Annotated in this window: 5 protein-coding genes and 2 rRNA genes; 4 read left to right on the top strand and 3 right to left on the bottom strand. The window is 60.8% G+C overall.

Features of this window, described 5'->3' with window-relative positions; all coding sequences use genetic code 11:
- The first annotated feature begins 4 nt into the window (after positions 1-4).
- Positions 5-120, top strand: a 5S ribosomal RNA gene (rrf, locus tag B0D71_RS30945).
- 108 nt (positions 121-228) lie between these two features.
- Positions 229-344 (top strand): 5S ribosomal RNA (gene rrf, locus B0D71_RS30950).
- 120 nt (positions 345-464) lie between these two features.
- Here rrf (B0D71_RS30950) and B0D71_RS30955 read toward each other — a convergent pair.
- On the bottom strand, positions 465-1175 hold the full coding sequence (locus tag B0D71_RS30955) for a GntR family transcriptional regulator (protein WP_103398054.1): 711 nt from the start codon (positions 1173-1175) through the stop codon (positions 465-467).
- 196 nt (positions 1176-1371) lie between these two features.
- Between B0D71_RS30955 and lapG the strand changes: the two genes are divergently transcribed.
- Positions 1372-2064: a cysteine protease LapG gene (gene lapG / locus B0D71_RS30960; RefSeq protein ID WP_103398055.1), complete on the top strand. Its 693-nt coding sequence runs from the start codon at positions 1372-1374 to the stop codon at positions 2062-2064.
- A gap of 14 nt (positions 2065-2078) precedes the next feature.
- Positions 2079-4025: a cyclic di-GMP receptor LapD gene (lapD, locus tag B0D71_RS30965; protein WP_103398056.1), complete on the top strand. Its 1947-nt coding sequence runs from the start codon at positions 2079-2081 to the stop codon at positions 4023-4025.
- Between the two features lie 82 nt (positions 4026-4107).
- On the opposite strand, the gene B0D71_RS30970 is transcribed toward lapD, so the two are convergent.
- Together B0D71_RS30970 and B0D71_RS30975 are read right to left on the bottom strand one after the other, a co-directional pair.
- A complete protein-coding gene (locus B0D71_RS30970; RefSeq protein WP_103398057.1) occupies positions 4108-4446 on the bottom strand; it encodes a tryptophan synthase subunit beta in 339 nt (112 codons plus the stop codon).
- Between the two features lie 145 nt (positions 4447-4591).
- Positions 4592-19162, bottom strand: coding sequence for a tandem-95 repeat protein (locus tag B0D71_RS30975; RefSeq protein WP_276310371.1), 14571 nt, complete (start codon positions 19160-19162; stop codon positions 4592-4594).
- Positions 19163-19173: the final 11 nt, after the last annotated feature.

A 19173-nucleotide genomic window follows, 5' to 3' on the forward strand; every position in this document is an offset into this window, starting at 1 on the left:
ATTTCTTGACGACCATAGAGCGTTGGAACCACCTGATCCCATCCCGAACTCAGCAGTGAAACGATGCATCGCCGATGGTAGTGTGGGGTTTCCCCATGTGAGAGTAGGTCATCGTCAAGATTAAATTCCAAAACCCCTATCTGCGTATGCAGGTAGGGGTTTTGTTTTAGTAGAAGTCACCAGTTTTCACTGGCACGTTAAATTTCTAACGGGCTGGTCACAGAATTTCTTGACGACCATAGAGCGTTGGAACCACCTGATCCCATCCCGAACTCAGCAGTGAAACGATGCATCGCCGATGGTAGTGTGGGGTTTCCCCATGTGAGAGTAGGTCATCGTCAAGATTGAATTCCGAAACCCCTGTCTGCTAACGCAGACAGGGGTTTTGTCGTTTCAGGGGTACTGAAAAGGCCGGGATGGAGCGGTCGAACCCTGCGGTGCGCCCCCGGACTTGCCGCTGCGGGTTACTTCGGCGTGTTTTTGGCCTGGACTTCAGGGCCATTAAGGTAGCGCGTAATGACCTCGACCCCGCGGTTCAGGTGATGTTCGAGCAACTTTACGGAGCGTTCGGCGTCCCGGTCTTCAGCTGCCCGCAACAGTGCCTGGTGATCAGCCTGGGACAGTTTGCCCAGGCCCATGGCTTCCAGGTTGAAACGCAGGAACCGTTCTTCCTCGTTCAGGCCGTCTTCGACCAGTTTCAACAGCCGGCGATTGGGTGCCCGGCTATAGAGCGCCATGTGGAACAGGCGGTTGAGGCGGCCGATTTCGGTGTAGTCGCTTTGCGTTTCGAGTTCGTCGATGTAACGGGCAGCCTGTTCGAGGTCTTCGTCCTGGAGCAGTGGCACCGAGAGACGCAAAGCTTCGGATTCCAGCAGGATGCGCAGCGCGTAGGTTTCCACGGCGTCGCCTTGGACCAGCGGCGCGACCACGGCTCCCTTATGCGCAACCACGTTGAGCAACGATTGTGCTTCGAGCTGGCGCAAGGCTTCGCGTACGGGCATGCGACTGACGCCGAACAGGTCGGCGAGGTCTTGCTGGCGCAGGGCTGCACCGCAGGGAATACGCCCGTCGAGTATCGCCGAGCGCAGGGTTTCTTCGATCACCGAGCGTGCCAGATGTGCGGGAATTGGCCCGTTGACCTTGATACTGCTGAGAGGGTTGGGCTTTTGTGTCACTAAACGCACCCTGAATGATGGATTTTTTTTGGATCCAAATGACACTAGTAACTGCCTGACGGCTTGTCAAACAAGTGAACGAGTGCCTTTTTTGCAGTTTAGCGCGCCGCCAGTGATCTCACCGTGCCATTGTCTTTTTCCGGTCTAACCTTCACCATTCGAACGACTCCCTCCTGCCTACCCAGGATGCCTCGCATTGGCGGCATGTTTAACGATCCCCCGGATTTTACGCTGCCTGTGCAGCGCATTGCTGCTGGCTGGCGTGATGCTGGGCAGCTTGAGTGCCGATTGGGACTTTTCCCTGATCAGCCGGCGGGCGCAGTCATTGTACGGGCCTTTGGGAGAAGGTCAGCAGCGCATTGATGATTGGCAATACTTGCTGGCCAGCCAGAAGCAGATCGGCGAGGTGGAACAGCTCAACGTGGTCAATCGCTTCTTCAACAAACAGCTGCGATACGTTGAAGACATCGATCTGTGGCATGAAGTCGATTACTGGGAAACCCCGATCGAAGCTCTCTGGAAAGGCGCCGGCGACTGTGAAGACTACGCTATTGCCAAGTACTTCAGCCTGCGTCACCTCGGTGTAGCCAGTGAAAAGCTGCGTATCACCTACGTCAAGGCACTGACCCAGAACCGCGCGCACATGGTGTTGACCTACTACTCGAGTCCGGAAGCCGAGCCGCTGGTACTCGACAGCCTGATTGATGCAATCAAGCCGGCCAGCCAACGAAAGGATTTGCTGCCGGTCTACTCTTTCAATGCAGAGGGATTGTGGTTGCCGGGTGCCAAGGGCAACAAAAAGGTCGGCGATACCAAACGTCTGTCGCGCTGGCAGGATGTGTTGAAAAAAATGCAGGCCGAAGGATTCCCGGTCGAGACGACTAACTAGGAGCACGTGCTCAGATGTCTTTGTTCAAACAGCTGTTGATTGCTATCTGTCTGTTCCTGGTGGTCGCCTTCACCGGCAGTTTCATGGTCAGTCTGGAGAGCTCGCGCACTCAATACGTCAACCAGTTGCGCTCCCATGCCCAGGACGCCGCGACGGCGCTGGCGCTTTCTCTGACACCCAATATCGACGACCCGGCGATGGTGGAGTTACTGGTCAGCTCGATCTTCGACAGCGGTTACTACGCGAGCATTCGCGTGGTCGATGTGAAGACTGACCAGACCCTGGTCGAGCGCACGGGCATTCCGGCGGTCAACAACGTTCCGGACTGGTTCGTCAAACTGATCGGCCTGGAGCCCGCCGGCGGTGATGCGATCGTCAGCCGCGGCTGGGAGCAGGCGGCCCGGGTCGAGGTAGTCAGCCACCCGATGTTTGCGCTGGCCAAGTTGTGGCAAAGCGCGTTGGGCAGCCTGGGCTGGTTGCTGCTATGCGGCGCAGTCAGCGCGGTACTCGGCGCGCTGTTGCTGCGTCAGCAATTGAGACCGCTGGATTACATGGTCCAGCAATCTCACGCCATCGCCCGGCGGGAGTTCCTCAGCCTGCCGCAGCTGCCGCGCACTCCCGAGCTTCGTCGGGTCGTGCAGGCCATGAACCAGATGGTCGAGAAGCTCAAGGCGCTGTTCCAGGAGCAGGCCGAGCGCAGTGAAAAACTGCGGGTCGAGTCCTATCAGGATTCGTTGACCGGGTTGGCCAACCGCCGATATTTCGAGATGCAACTGAACGCGCGGGTGAGCAACCCGGAGCAGGCCAGTTCCGGTTACCTGCTGCTGTTGCGGGTCAAGGATCTGGCCGGCCTCAACCAGCGTATAGGTGGCCAGCGCACTGATGAAGTGCTCAAGGCCGTCGGTGAGCAACTGTCTCGCGAGTGCGCCAAATACCCGGAAACCCAGAACCTGGTGACCCGGATCCGCGGTGGCGAATTTGCCGTACTCGCGCCGGGACTGGTGCGCGAAGAAGCGTTGCAACTGGCACAGAACCTCGACAGTGCCTTGGCCAGTCTTCACGCTACCGGTGCCACCGATGTGGCAGCCGTGGCGTCTATCGGTCTGGCTCCCTTTGCTCACGGCGACTCACCGCAAGCCGTGCTCAGCCTCGGCGATCAGGCGCTGGCGCAGGCCGAAGGCCAGGGCGAAAAGAACTGGGCCTGTATCGAACACAGCCTCGCGGCCAGTGTCGGCGACGATCACCACGCCTGGCACCTCATGCTCGACCAGGCGCTGACTCAGCAACGTTTCGAGCTGTATTTCCAACCGGTCGTGGCCGCTCAGGACACGCAATTGGTGCTGCATTACAAAGTGCTGTCGCGACTGCTCGATGAACACGGCCAGACCATCCCCGCCGGGCGCTTTCTGCCTTGGCTGGAGCGCTTCGGCTGGACTGCGCGCCTGGATCGGCTGATGCTCGAGCGGGTGTTGGAGCAAATGAGCGGACATGAAGAGTCGCTGGCGCTGAATCTGTCGTCGGCCACCTTGGGCGACCCGCAGGCGCAAAACAAAATCTTCGAAATACTGCGCGCGCACTCCAACCTCGGCCCGCGTCTGACTCTGGAGATTGGCGAAGAGCAACTGCCTGACCAGGCAGTGCTGGAGCAGCTGACCCGGCGCTTGCGCGAACTCGGCTTCTCCCTGAGCCTACAACGTTTTGGCGGACGCTTCAGCATGATCGGCAACCTGGCACGGCTGGGGCTGGCGTACCTGAAGATCGACGGCAGCTACATTCGCTCGATTGATCTGGAGAGTGACAAGCGCCTGTTCATCGAGGCGATCCAGCGAGCGGCGCACAGCATTGACTTACCGCTGATTGCCGAGCGGGTCGAGACGGAGGGTGAGTTGGCGGTGATTCGCGAGATGGGGCTATACGGTGTGCAGGGCCAGCTGTTCGGCGAGCCCAAGCCCTGGAAGTAACGCTTGGCGCCGGGTTGTCAGTGACGCCTTCATCGCGGGCAAGCCCGCGATGAAGGCTGGAACAGCCACTAAAGATCGATGATCAGATCAACCCGCTTTCATTCTCATCGATCAATTGACTCAACCCACCTAACGCCTCACGCGCCTGGTTCCGGTCCATCAGTTTGGCCTGGGCCGCCGGTGGCAGGTCGGTGACACGGATCACGCCTTTCTGGGTCAGCACCTGAATCAGGTCATCGAGTACCCGAATCATTTCAAAGTCGCTCTGCTTGAGCTGTTTGAGGCTGTTCTCCACTGCCGCGTTGGCAAACCAGGTCTGGATTTCATGATGGTCGGCCGGCAGCGTTTCCGTGGCCTCGGCGTAGGCGGCGGGTTCCACGCGTATCAACAGGCCCTGCGCATCGCGTTGCACGTAAAACATTGAGCATCCCTCGGAATTGAACCAGCGTCGTGCTGTCAGCAGCATAGGTCAACTGCGCGCCAGTATGTGGCGCGGCGACGAAATCGTCACCGGGCAGTGGACGCAAACGTGACGGCCGCCCCATAAGGGCGGCCGTTTTCCTGCATCAGCTGTTGTTGTGATCGATCTTGATGGTCGGGTCGCTACCGGCAATCAGGTTGTGCAGGTTGGCGCTCGACCAGTTGTTGCCTTCCAGTTTGATCGTCACGTCCGGTGTGGCGGCGGCCGCATTACCCGAGTTGAATTGGCCGGTTGTGCTGACTTGCAGCGACGACACGCCATCGACCGTGGAGATCTTCAGGAAGTTGTCGATGGTGCTGCCGGTTTCACCCTGCAACAGATCGCGCAGGTCGATCCGGTCACCTTCGCTGGCCTTGAAGTCCTTGATCACGTCGTTGCCGGTGTCGCCCGCTTTCCAGACGAAGGTGTCGCCACCCAAACCGCCAGTCAGGGTGTCATTGCCCTTTCCGCCCAGGAGAAGGTCATTGCCGTCGCCACCGTCCAGCAAGTCATTTCCGGTACCGCCGAGCAGGATGTCATTGCCGCTGCCACCGTAGAGTTTGTCGTCGCCACCCTGGCCAAAGATGATGTCATTGCCGGCACCCCCCAGCAGCGTATCGGCACCATCTTGAGCGCCAGACACATCGAACACGCTGTAGTGCTCGGTGATGTACTGGTGCACGTTACTTGGTGTGACCTGGTTGGTTTCGACCCCGGTTTGCAGACCCACGAAAGCCTGCAGCGAGGTGTAACCCTCGCCGGTGACGCTATTGAAGCTCACCAGATCGCCGAAGATGATGTCGTTGCCATCACCACTGTTGACGGTGTCTTTGCCCGGCAGCGTGGCCTCGCTATGGCCCAGAATCGCGTTGGCCAGATCCGATGGGTTGATGTTGGCCAGCGGCTTGCCGTCGGTGGTGTTGTACGGCGCCAGATCGCTTTCCTTCACGTCGTTGTTCAGGCCGATGGCTTGCACGGTGGAGTGGGCAGCCGCCAGCATGGCAAATGCCGCCGCGGCATTGTTGGCACTGGTTCTGTCGACGTAACCATCGCCATCGTTGGTCGACAGCTCATAAGTACCGTCACCTTGCGCATGAAGTGTTACGCCATTGATCTTGGAAGAGGTCCAGACGTTCTTGTCCACAGTCCATTTGTAAACGGCGCCATTGGCATCGACCAACAACCGTGAGACACCGTCGATCACTTTGGAGAACGCATAGCCAGGCTTGTAGTCACCCGCCTTCATCAGGCTGTCCAGAGTCAGGTCCGTGCCGCCGTTCGACTTGTAGTCGACGACGACCGGGTTGGTCTGTTCATTACTGGTGTAAGCGGTTGGTTCACCGTCGGTAATGAAGTAGGTGAGATTTATCGCGTTAGTGTTGCTCTTCGCATCAGGGCTGTAGAACCAGTTGGCGGTGGTCTTGAACACATCCTCGTAGTTGGTGTATCCACCCGATTTCATGCTGTCGAGAATCGACTTCAAGTTCGCCAGAGCATCCTTGCTGGACAAGTCGATCGAAATCGATTGTTTAACCGTCGTGTCAAAGTCCACGAGGAACACTTTCACAACGCCCGGATTCGCGTCTTTCGAAGTCGCACTGGCGATCAGCGAGGTAAATACCGCTTCCAGAGACTTCTTCGCCGACGCCATGGAGGCATCGCCCATACTGCCCGAGCTGTCGACCATGAACGCGATGTTGTAGTTCTGACCCGGTACGACCGTCAGCCCACCGATATCCGCCACCACGATGTCATTGCCATCGGTGCCGGTGACATTGTCATTGCCTGAGGTACCAGTGATCGGGTTATAGACCGCTGGATTAATCGTGATCGGAATCTGCGTCGTATTGCTGGCCGAATCACCCTGGCTCTCGGTCGAGACTGCGGTGACTGTCAGCGTGTTGGTACCGGTGGCGTACGGTGCCGGGGTGTAGCTCAACTTGCTCACATCCCACCCGCTGAGGTCGACGACGCCGTTACCGGTTGTGCCGATAAAGGTGTGCGTGCCATCGGTCAGGGTCGCACCCGCCGGGATGCCGCCGATCGAGGTAATGGTCTGGGTTTCAGAGCCATCAGTGTCCACTGACGTTACCTTCAAGCCCAACGCGATGCTGCTGTTCTCGGCCACCTGAGTCGTGGTGGCGGACACGATCGGTGTATCCGCAACCGCGGTCACACTGATGTCCAGCGTGGTGCTTGAACCGGTATTGGTGGTGTAGGTCACCGTCGGAACCTTGCCACTCCAATTGTCGGCAGGGGTAAAGCTGTAATCACCGTTGGCACCGAGAGTCAGCTTGCCCACGTTCGCGATGGTGGCAGTTCCCCCAGCGGTGTACTCGATGCCACCAATAGTGAACTTGGTCACGCTGAGAACGTTGTCCACATCGCGGTCATTGGTCAGAACGTTACCGGCGGCGATCTTGTCCTCAAGGGTGGTTTTGAGATCAGCGGCCAGCACACTCGGGTCATCGACCGGCGTGACGCTGATATTGAGGGGCGAGGTGACGTTGGGTCCCAGACCGTCGGTGACGGTGTAGGTAACGGTCGGCACCGTGCCGTTGTAGTTGGCGGCCGGGGTGAAGGTGTAGGCCCCGTTCGCTGCGATTACCAGCGTACCGACATTGGCGATGGTCGCCGTGCTGCCGGCGGTGTAAGTGGTCGTACCGATGGTGAAGTTGACCACACTGACCGGCCCGTCAACGCTGCTCGTGCCGGTGAGGACGCTGCCGGTGAGGGCAGTGTCTTCCAGGGTCGAGACCGTTTCACTGGCGTCGGTGAAGTTGTCGTTAACCGGCGTAACACTGATGTTCAGGGTCGAGGTGTCGTTCGGTCCTGAACCGTCGGTGACGGTGTAGGTGACGGTTGGCACCGTGCCGTTGTAGTTGGCGGCCGGGGTGAAGGTGTAGGCCCCGCTGGCTGCGATCACCAGGGTGCCGACGTTGGCGATGGTCGCGGTCTGGCCGGCGGTGAAAGTGCCAGTAACACCGTCGATGGTGAAGTTGACCACGCTGACCGGGCCGTCAACGCTGCTTGTGCCGCTAAGGACGCTGCCGGTCAAGGCGGTGTCTTCCAGGGTGGAGACCGTTTCGTTGGCGTCGGTGAAGCTGTCGTCGACCGGCGTAACGCTGATGTTCAGGGTCGAGGTGTCGTTAGGTCCTAGACCGTCGGTGACGGTGTAGGTGACGGTTGGCACCGTGCCGTTGTAGTTGGCGGCCGGGGTGAAGGTGTAGGCCCCGTTCGCCGCGATCACCAAGGTGCCGACATTGGCGATGGTCGCCGTTGTGCCGGCGGTGTAAGTGGTATCACCGATGGTGAAGTTGACCACGCTGACCGGGCCGTCAACGCTGCTCGTGCCGGTAAGGACACTGCCGGTCAAGGCGGTGTCTTCCAGGGTGGAGACCGTTTCGTTGGCGTCGGTGAAGCTGTCATCGACCGGCGTGACGCTGATGTTCAGGGTCGAGGTGTCGTTAGGTCCCGAACCGTCGGTGACGGTGTAGGTGACAGTCGGCACGGTGCCGTTGTAGTTGGCGGCCGGGGTGAAGGTGTAGGCCCCGTTCGCTGCGATCACCAAGGTGCCGACATTAGCGATGGTCGCCGTGGTGCCGGCGGTGTAAGTGGTCGCACCGATGGTGAAGTTGACCACGCTGACCGGGCCGTCAACGCTGCTCGTGCCGGAAAGTACACTGCCGGTGAGGGCAGTATCTTCCAGAGTCGAGACCGTTTCGTTGGCGTCGGTGAAGCTGTCGTCGACCGGCGTGACGCTGATGTTCAGGGTCGAGGTGTCGTCTGTGCCGGAACCGTCGGTGACGGTGTAGGTAACAGTCGGCACCGTGCCGTTGTAGTTGGCGGCCGGGGTGAAGGTGTAGGCACCGTTCGCCAAGATCACCAGGGTGCCGACATTGGCGATGGTCGCCGTTGTGCCGGCGGTGTAAGTGGTCGCACCGATGGTGAAGTTGACCACGCTGACCGGGCCGTCAACGCTGCTCGTGCCGGTAAGGACACTGCCGGTCAAGGCGGTGTCTTCCAGGGTCGAGACCGTTTCGTTGGCGTCGGTGAAGTTGTCGTTGACCGGCGTAACGCTGATGTTCAGGGTCGACGTGTCGTCTGTACCAGAACCATCGGTGACGGTGTAGGTAACCGTCGGCACCGTGCCGTTGTAGTTGGCGGCCGGGGTGAAGGTGTAGGCGCCATTGGCGCCGATCACCAGGGTGCCGACGTTGGCGATGGTCGCGGTCTGGCCAGCGGTGAAAGTGCCAGTAACACCTTCGATGGTGAAGTTGACCACGCTGACCGGCCCGTCGACGCTGCTCGTGCCGCTGAGGACGCTGCCGGTGAGGGCGGTGTCTTCCAGGGTCGAGACCGTTTCGTTGGCGTCGGTGAAGTTGTCGTTGACCGGCGTAACGCTGATATTCAGCGTCGAAGTGTCGTCTGTACCGGAACCATCGGTGACGGTGTAGGTGACAGTCGGCACCGTGCCGTTGTAGTTGGCGGCCGGTGTGAAGGTGTACGCCCCGTTCGCGCCGATCACCAGGGTGCCGACGTTAGCGATGGTCGCCGTGCTGCCGGCGGAGTAGGTGGTATCACCGATGGTGAAGTTGACCACACTGACCGGGCCGTCGACGCTCGAGGTACCGGTGAGGACGCTGCCGGTCAAGGCGGTGTCTTCCAGGGTCGAGACCGTTTCGTTGGCGTCGGAGAAGTTGTCGTTGACTGGCGTGACGCTGATATTCAGGGTCGAGGTGTCGTTCGGTCCCGAGCCGTCGGTGACGGTGTAGGTGACGGTTGGCACCGTGCCGTTGTAGTTGGCGGCCGGGGTGAAGGTGTATGCACCATTCGCCGCGATCACCAGGGTGCCGACGTTGGCGATGGTCGCGGTCTGGCCGGCGTTGAAAGTGCCAGTAACACCGTCGATGGTGAAGCTCACCACGCTGACCGGGCCGTCAACGCTCGAGGTGCCAGTGAGGACGCTGCCGGTCAGGGCAGTATCTTCCAGGGTCGAGACCGTTTCGTTGGCGTCGGTGAAGCTGTCGTCGACCGGCGTGACGCTGATATTCAGGGTCGAAGTGTCGTCTGTACCGGAGCCGTCGGTGACGGTGTAGGTAACGGTCGGCACGCTGCCGTTGTAGTTGGCGGCCGGGGTGAAGGTATAAGCACCGTTGGCACCAATGACCAAGGTACCGACGTTAGCAATGTTGGCCGTGCTGCCAGCGACGTAGGTCGTTTCACCGATGGTGAAGTTAACCACGCTGACCGGACCATCAACGCTCGAGGTGCCAGTGAGGACGCTGCCGGTCAAGGCGGTGTCTTCCAGGGTCGAGACCGTTTCGTTGGCGTCGGTGAAGTTGTCGTTGACCGGCGTGACGCTGATATTCAGGGTCGAGGTGTCGTTCGGTCCCGAACCGTCGGTGACGGTGTAGGTGACGGTCGGCACCGTGCCGTTGTAGTTGGCGGCCGGGGTGAAGGTATAGGCGCCGTTGGCGCCGATCACCAGGGTGCCGACGTTGGCGATGGTTGCGGTCTGGCCAGCGGTGAAAGTGCCAGTAACACCTTCGATGGTGAAGCTGACCACGCTGACCGGGCCGTCGACGCTGCTCGTGCCGGTAAGGACGCTGCCGGTCAAGGCGGTGTCTTCCAGAGTCGAGACCGTTTCGTTGGCGTCGGTGAAGCTGTCATCGACCGGCGTGACGCTGATGTTCAGGGTCGAGGTGTCGTTCGGTCCAGAACCGTCAGTGACGGTGTAGGTGACAGTCGGCACCGTGCCGTTGTAGTTGGCGACCGGGGTGAAGGTGTAAGACCCGTTCGCGGCGATCACCAAGGTGCCGACATTAGCGATGGTCGCCGTGGTGCCGGCGGTGTAAGTGGTCGCACCGATGGTGAAGTTGACCACGCTGACCTGGCCGTCAACGCTGCTCGTGCCGGAAAGAACAGTGCCGGTGAGGGCAGTATCTTCCAGGGTGGAGACCGTTTCGCTGGCGTCGGTGAAGTTGTCGTTGACCGGCGTAACGCTGATGTTCAGGGTCGACGTGTCGTCTGTACCGGAACCATCGGTGACGGTGTAAGTGACGGTTGGCACCGTGCCGTTGTAGTTGGCGGCCGGTGTAAAGGTATAAGCACCGTTGGCACCAATGACCAAGGTGCCGACGTTAGCGATGGTCGCGGTCTGGCCGGCGTTGAAAGTACCCGTAACACCGTCGATGGTGAAACTCACCACGCTGACTGGGCCGTCGACGCTCGAGGTGCCGGTCAACACACTACCGGTGACGGCGGTGTCCTCCAGGGTCGAGACCGTTTCGTTGGCGTCGGTGAAGCTGTCGTCGACCGGCGTAACGCTGATGTTCAGGGTCGAGGTGTCGTCTGTGCCGGAACCGTCGGTGACGGTGTAGGTAACAGTCGGCACCGTGCCGTTGTAGTTGGCGGCCGGGGTGAAGGTGTAAGCACCGTTCGCCAAGATCACCAGAGTGCCGACATTGGCGATGGTCGCCGTGGTGCCGGCGGTGTAAGTGGTCGCACCGATGGTGAAGTTGACCACACTGACCGGCCCGTCAACGCTGCTCGTGCCGGTAAGGACACTGCCGGTCAAGGCGGTGTCTTCCAGGGTCGAGACCGTTTCGCTGGCGTCGGTGAAGTTGTCGTTGACCGGCGTAACGCTGATGTTCAGGGTCGAGGTGTCGTTAGGTCCCAAGCCGTCGGTGACGGTGTAAGTGACGGTTGGCACCGTGCCGTTGTAGTTGGCGGCAGGGGTGAAGGTGTAGGCCCCATTCGCGGTGATCACCAGGGTGCCGACGTTGGCGATGGTCGCGGTCTGGCCAGCGGTGTAAGTGGTATCACCGATGGTGAAGTTAACCACGCTGACCGGACCGTCAACGCTCGAGGTGCCCGTGAGGACGCTGCCGGTCAAGGCGGTATCTTCCAGGGTCGAGACCGTTTCGTTGGCGTCGGTGAAGTTGTCGTTGACCGGCGTGACGCTGATGTTCAGGGTCGAGGTGTCGTTCGGTCCCGAACCGTCGGTGACGGTGTAGGTGACGGTTGGCACTGTGCCGTTGTAGTTGGCGGCCGGGGTGAAGGTGTAGGCGCCATTGGCGCCGATCACCAGAGTGCCGACATTAGCGATGGTCGCGGTCTGGCCGGCGTTGAAAGTGCCAGTAACACCGTCGATGGTGAAGCTCACCACGCTGACCGGGCCGTCAACGCTCGAGGTGCCGCTGAGGACACTGCCGGTGAGGGCGGTGTCTTCGTTGGTGGTCACACTTTCGCTGGCATCGGTGAAGTTGTCGTTGACCGGCGTGACGCTGATGTTCAGGGTCGACGTGTCGTCTGTGCCGGAACCATCGGTGACGGTGTAGGTAACCGTCGGCACCGTGCCGTTGTAGTTGGCGGCAGGGGTGAAGGTGTAGGCCCCATTCGCGGTGATCACCAGGGTGCCGACGTTGGCGATGGTCGCGGTCTGGCCAGCGGTGTAAGTGGTATCACCGATGGTGAAGTTGACCACACTGACCGGGCCGTCGACGCTCGAGGTGCCGCTGAGGACGCTGCCGGTGAGGGCAGTGTCTTCCAGGGTCGAGACCGTTTCGTTGGCGTCGGAGAAGTTGTCGTTGACTGGCGTGACGCTGATATTCAGGGTCGAGGTGTCGTTCGGTCCCGAGCCGTCGGTGACGGTGTAGGTGACGGTCGGCACCGTGCCGTTGTAGTTGGCGGCCGGGGTGAAGGTGTAAGCACCATTCGCCGCGATCACCAGGGTGCCGACATTGGCGATGGTCGCCGTGGTGCCAGCGTTGAAAGTGCCAGTAACACCGTCGATGGTGAAGTTGACCACGCTGACCGGGCCGTCAACGCTGCTCGTGCCGGTAAGGACACTGCCGGTCAAGGCGGTGTCTTCCAGGGTCGAGACCGTTTCGTTGGCGTCGGTGAAGCTGTCGTCGACCGGCGTAACGCTGATGTTCAGGGTCGAGGTGTCGTTAGGTCCCGAACCGTCGGTGACGGTGTAGGTGACAGTCGGCACCGTGCCGTTGTAGTTGGCGGCCGGGGTGAAGGTGTAAGCCCCGTTCGCCGCGATCACCAGGGTGCCGACATTGGCGATGGTCGCCGTGCTGCCGGCGGTGTAAGTGGTCGCACCGATGGTGAAGTTGACCACGCTGACCGGGCCGTCAACGCTGCTCGTGCCGCTGAGGACACTGCCGGTCAAGGCGGTGTCTTCCAGGGTGGAGACCGTTTCGCTGGCGTCGGTGAAGTTGTCGTTGACCGGCGTAACGCTGATGTTCAGGGTCGACGTGTCGTCTGTGCCGGAACCGTCGGTGACGGTGTAGGTAACAGTCGGCACCGTGCCGTTATAGTTGGCGACCGGGGTGAAGGTGTAAGACCCGTTGGCACCAATGACCAGGGTACCGACGTTAGCAATGTTGGCCGTGCTGCCAGCGACGTAGGTCGTTTCACCGATGGTGAAGTTAACCACGCTGACCGGACCGTCAACGCTCGAGGTGCCGGTCAACACACTACCGGTGACGGCGGTATCTTCCAGGGTCGAGACCGTTTCGTTGGCGTCGGTGAAGTTGTCGTTGACCGGCGTAACGCTGATGTTCAGCGTACTGCTCGAGCCAGTATTGGTGGTGTACGTCACCTGTGGAACGTTGCCATTCCAGTCGGCAGCCGGCTTGAAGGTGTAGTCACCGTTGCTGGCGATGATCAGCGTACCGACACCGGTGATGGTTGCGGTCTGGCCCGCCGTGAAGCTGCCGTTGACCCCGTTCACGCTGAAGCTTGCGACGCTCAGGACATTATCGACATCGTGGTCGTTGGTCAGCACGTTGCCGATCGCGTTGTGATCTTCTTCGACGGTGATTTTGTCCGCCTGCAGCACGCTTGCGTCATCGACGGCCGCAACGTGCACCACCAGTGGCAGCGAGGTGCTTGCGCTTGGGGCATCGCCGTCTTTGGCGGTGGCCGTAACGGTCAGGGGAATGTCGCCATTGAAGTTCGTCGGCGGTGTCAGCTTGAGCGTGGACAGGTTCCAACCCGTAATGTCCACCGACGTCGAGCCGTTGGCAGCATTGAAGGTGTGGCTGCCATCGGTGAGCATGGAGCCCGCCGGCAAGCCGCTCAGTGTGACAGTGAGCGTTTCCGAACCGTCGGCGTCATTGGTGTGGGCCTGGATGGTGGACAACAGGATCGCGTTGTCTTCAAGGCCCGAGTTGAGCACCTGAGTGACATTGATGTTGTCCAGCACGCCGCCCAGACTGTTGCTGTCCCCGGCGCGGAATTCGAGTTTCTGGTTGCCATCGGCAGTGACCGGAACGTCGAAGCTGTAGTGCTGCATGCCCGTGGTCGAGGTGTTCAGGGTGCCAATGAGCTTGCCGCCCCAGTACACGTTGATAAGCGAATTATCTACGCCGGCACGCGGTGCATAGTCGAGCGACACGTTATAGGTGGTGCCGGACTTCGCATCGATAGTGGTGTAGAGGTTGCTCGCATCACCGGTATTGCGCTCAAGTTCGATGACCTGGTTATCGCCGCCGGCACCGTAAACGCTGGCCTTACCGATTTCGACCGCGCCCCCGCGGTTGTCAGTGTGCCAGGCGCCGTTGCCGATCTTGCTGACATCGAGGTCGATGGTCGAACCGCTCACAGCGACTTCCTGGAAGTCGGTCGAGGCAACCGTACCGCCACCGGTCAGCGACAGGCTCGGGGTATCGGTCACTGGCGCGACGACGATGGTGCCGGTCGCCGAAGTAGCAGAAGGCAGGCCCCCGTTGTCGGTCGAGCTGTAGGTGAAGCTGGTGGTGCCACTCCAGTCGCCGGTGGGCTTGAAGTAAACCGTTGCGCCATTGGCAGTCGCGGAGATCACGCTGCTGCTGGTCAGCTCGATGGTCCCGGCGGCGTCTGCGTAAAATTTGCCATTGGCCGGCAGGCTGGTCAGGGTGAAGTGGTGGACGCTGCCGTCAATGTCACTACCGCCGAGCTGCACGGCGATCACATGATCTTCATCGCCCCTGGCCGAGGTGGAATTAACGGTCGGAGCGTCGTTGACCGGGTTGACCGTAATGTCCAGCGTGCTGGTGGAATGGGTATTGGTTGTGTAGCTGATCTGTGGAACGGTGCCGTTCCAGTTTGCAGCAGGGGTAAAACTGTAATCGCCGTTGGTGGCGATAGTCACAGTACCGACGCCGCTGATAGTCGCGACTTGACCTGCGGTAAAGGAACCGGGGACGCCTTGTATGGTGAATGTCGCGACACTCAGAGCGTTATCGACATCGCTGTCATTGCCAAGCACGTTGCCGGTTGCAACGTGGTCTTCATCGACGGCCTTGGTATCCGCGACCAGAACGCTCGGGTCATCGACCGGCGTGACGCTGATGTTCAGGGTCGAGGTGTCGTTAGACCCCGAGCCGTCGGTGACGGTGTAGGTGACGGTTGGCACGGTGCCGTTGTAATTGGCGGCAGGCGTGAAGGTATAGGCGCCGTTGGCGCCGATGACCAGGGTGCCGACGTTGGCAATGGTGGCCGTGCTGCCAGCGACGTAGGTGGCTTCACCGATGGTGAAGCTCACCACGCTGACTGGGCCGTCGACGCTGCTCGTACCGGTGAGGACGCTGCCGGTGACGGCGGTGTCTTCGGCGGTGGTCACGTTTTCGCTGATGTCGGTGAAGCTGTCGTCGACCGGGGTGACGCTGATGTTCAGGGTCGAAGTGTCGTCTGTACCGGAACCGTCGGTGACGGTGTAGGTGACGGTCGGCACGGTGCCGTTGTAGTTGGCGGCCGGGGTGAAGGTGTAGGCGCCGTTGGTACCAATGACCAATGTGCCGACGTTAGCGATGGTCGCGGTCTGGCTGGCGGTGAAAGTGCCAGCAACACCGTCGATGGTGAAGCTCACAACGCTGACTGGACCATCGACGCTCGTGGTGCCGGTCAACACACTGCCGGTGACGGCAGTGTCTTCCAGAGTCGAGACCGTTTCGTTGGCGTCGGTGAAGCTGTCATCGACTGGCGTAACGCTGATGTTCAGCGTCGAGGTGTCGTCTGTGCCCGAACCGTCGGTGACGGTGTAGGTAACGGTCGGCACGGTGCCGTTGTAGTTGGCGGCCGGCGTGAAGGTATAGGCGCCATTGGCGCCGATCACCAGGGTGCCGACGTTAGCGATGGTCGCCGTGCTGCCAGCGACGTAGGTGGTTTCACCGATGGTGAAATTCACCACGCTGACTGGACCGTCAACGCTCGAGGTGCCGGTCAACACACTACCGGTCACGGCGGTATCTTCAGCGGTAGTCACGCTTTCGCTGATGTCGGTGAAGCTGTCGTCGACCGGGGTGACGCTGATGTTCAGGGTCGAGGTGTCGTCTGTACCGGAACCGTCGGTGACGGTGTAGGTAACGGTCGGCACCGTGCCGTTGTAGTTGGCGGCCGGGGTGAAGGTGTAAGCCCCGTTCGCTGCGATCACCAGGGTGCCGACGTTGGCGATGGTCGCAGTCTGGCCGGCGGTGAAAGTGCCAGCAACACCGTCGATGCTGAAATTAACCACGCTGACCGGGCCGTCGACGCTGCTCGTACCGGTGAGGACGCTGCCGCTCACGGCGGTGTCTTCCAGGGTCGAGACCGTTTCGCTGGCGTCGGTGAAGCTGTCGTCGACCGGGGTGACGCTGATGTTCAGGGTCGAAGTGTCGTCTGTACCGGAACCGTCGGTGACGGTGTAGGTGACGGTCGGCACGCTGCCGTTGTAGTTGGCGGCCGGCGTGAAGGTATAGGCGCCATTGGCGGCGATCACCAAGGTGCCGACGTTAGCGATGGTCGCGGTCTGGCCGGCGGTGAAAGTACCAGCAACACCGTCGATGCTGAAGTTCACCACGCTGACCGGGCCGTCGACGCTTGAGGTGCCGGTGAGGACGCTGCCGGTGACGGCGGTGTCTTCGGCGGTGGTCACGTTTTCGCTGATGTCGGTGAAGCTGTCATCGACCGGCGTAACGCTGATGTTCAGGGTCGAGGTGTCGTCTGTACCGGAGCCGTCGGTGACGGTGTAGGTGACGGTTGGCACGGTGCCGTTGTAGTTGGCAGCCGGGGTGAAGGTGTAGGCGCCATTGGCGGCGATCACTAGGGTGCCGACGTTGGCAATGGTGGCCGTGCTGCCAGCGACGTAGGTGGCTTCACCGATGGTGAAGCTCACCACGCTGACTGGGCCGTCGACGCTGCTCGTACCGGTGAGGACGCTGCCGGTGACGGCGGTGTCTTCGGCGGTGGTCACGTTTTCGCTGATGTCGGTGAAGCTGTCGTCGACCGGGGTGACGCTGATGTTCAGGGTCGAAGTGTCGTCTGTATCGGAACCGTCGGTGACGGTGTAGGTAACGGTCGGCACGGTGCCGTTGTAGTTGGCGGCAGGGGTGAAGGTGTAGGCGCCATTGGCGCCGATCACCAAAGTACCGACGTTAGCAATGGTCGCGGTCTGGCCGGCGGTGAAAGTGCCAGTAACACCGTCGATGGTGAAATTAACCACGCTGACCGGACCGTCGACGCTGCTCGTACCAGTGAGGACGCTGCCAGTGATGGCGGTGTCTTCGTTGGTGGTCACGCTTTCACTGATGTCGGTGAAGCTGTCGTCGACCGGGGTGACGCTGATGTTCAGGGTCGAAGTGTCGTCTGTACCGGAACCATCGGTGACGGTGTAGGTAACAGTCGGCACCGTGCCGTTGTAGTTGGCGGCCGGGGTGAAGGTGTAAGCCCCGTTCGCTGCGATCACCAGGGTGCCGACGTTGGCGATGGTCGCAGTCTGGCCGGCGGTGAAAGTGCCAGCAACACCGTCGATGGTGAAATTAACCACGCTGACCGGGCCGTCGACGCTGCTCGTACCAGTGAGGACGCTGCCAGTGATGGCGGTGTCTTCAGCGGTGGTCACGCTTTCGTTGGCGTCGGTGAAGCTGTCATCGACCGGCGTAACGCTGATGTTCAGGGTCGAGGTGTCGTCTGTACCGGAGCCGTCGGTGACGGTGTAAGTGACAGTCGGCACCGTGCCGTTGTAATTGGCGGCCGGGGTGAAGGTGTAGGCGCCGTTGGCACCGATCACCAGGGTGCCGACGTTGGCGATGGTCGCAGTCTGGCCGGCGGTGAAAGTGCCAGCAACACCGTCGATGGTGAAATTCACCACGCTAACCGGGCCGTCGACGCTGCTCGTACCAGTGAGGACGCTGCCAGTGATGGCGGTGTCTTCGTTGGTGGTCACGCTTTCGTTGGCGTCGGTGAAGCTGTCGTCGACCGGCGTAACGCTGATGTTCAGGGTCGAAGTGTCGTCTGTACCGGAACCGTCGGTGACGGTGTAGGTAACGGTCGGCACCGTGCCGTTGTAATTGGCGGCCGGGGTGAAGGTGTAAGCCCCATTCGCTGCGATGACCAGGGTGCCGACGTTAGCGATGGTCGCCGTGCTGCCAGCGACGTAGGTGGTTTCACCGATGGTGAAATTCACCACGCTGACCGGGCCATCGACGCTCGAGGTGCCGGTCAACACACTGCCGGTGACGGCGGTGTCTTCCAGGGTCGATACCGTTTCGTTGGCGTCGGTGAAGCTGTCATCGACCGGGGTGACGCTGATGTTCAGGGTCGAGGTGTCGTCTGTACCGGAACCGTCGGTGACGGTGTAGGTGACGGTCGGCACGGTGCCGTTGTAATTGGCGGCTGGGGTGAAGGTGTAGGCGCCATTGGTACCAATGACCAAGGTGCCGACGTTAGCGATGGTCGCGGTCTGGCCGGCGGTGAAAGTGCCAGCAACACCGTCGATGGTGAAGCTCACCACGCTGACCGGGCCGTCGACGCTGCTCGTACCAGTGAGGACGCTGCCAGTGATGGCGGTGTCTTCGGCGGTGGTCACGCTTTCGTTGGCATCGGTGAAGCTGTCATCGACCGGCGTAACGCTGATGTTCAGGGTCGAAGTGTCGTCTGTACCGGAACCGTCGGTGACGGTGTAGGTGACGGTCGGCACGGTGCCGTTGTAATTGGCGGCCGGCGTGAAGGTATAGGCGCCATTGGTACCAATGACCAAGGTGCCGACGTTGGCGATGGTCGCGGTCTGGCCGGCGGTGAAAGTGCCAGCAACACCGTCGATGGTGAAACTCACCACGCTGACTGGACCATCGACGCTTGAGGTACCGGTCAACACGCTGCCGGTGACGGCGGTGTCTTCGGCGGTGGTCACGCTTTCGCTGATGTCGGTGAAGCTGTCGTCGACCGGGGTGACGCTGATGTTCAGGGTCGAGGTGTCGTCTGTACCGGAACCGTCGGTGACGGTGTAGGTAACGGTCGGCACGGTGCCGTTGTAATTGGCGGCCGGCGTGAAGGTATAGGCGCCATTGGTACCAATGACCAAGGTGCCGACGTTGGCGATGGTCGCGGTCTGGCCGGCGGTGAAAGTGCCAGCAACACCGTCGATGGTGAAGCTCACCACGCTGACTGGACCATCGACGCTTGAGGTACCCGTCAACACACTGCCGGTGACGGCGGTATCTTCGGCGGTGGTCACGCTTTCGTTGGCATCGGTGAAGCTGTCGTCAACCGGGGTGACGCTGATGTTCAGGGTCGAGGTGTCGTCTGTGCCGGAACCGTCGGTGACGGTGTAGGTGACGGTCGGCACGGTGCCGTTGTAATTGGCGGCCGGGGTGAAGGTGTAAGCCCCGTTCGCTGCGATCACCAGAGTGCCGACATTGGCGATGGTCGCCGTGC

Source organism: Pseudomonas laurylsulfativorans (assembly GCF_002906155.1).
GTDB lineage: Bacteria > Pseudomonadota > Gammaproteobacteria > Pseudomonadales > Pseudomonadaceae > Aquipseudomonas > Aquipseudomonas laurylsulfativorans.

Excerpts from the sequence above, each read along its gene's own strand:
- lapD (WP_103398056.1), top strand. The coding sequence starts at position 2,079 with ATGTCTTTGTTCAAACAGCTGTTGATTGCTATCTGTCTGTTCCTGGTG.
- B0D71_RS30970 (WP_103398057.1), bottom strand. The coding sequence starts at position 4,446 with ATGTTTTACGTGCAACGCGATGCGCAGGGCCTGTTGATACGCGTGGAA.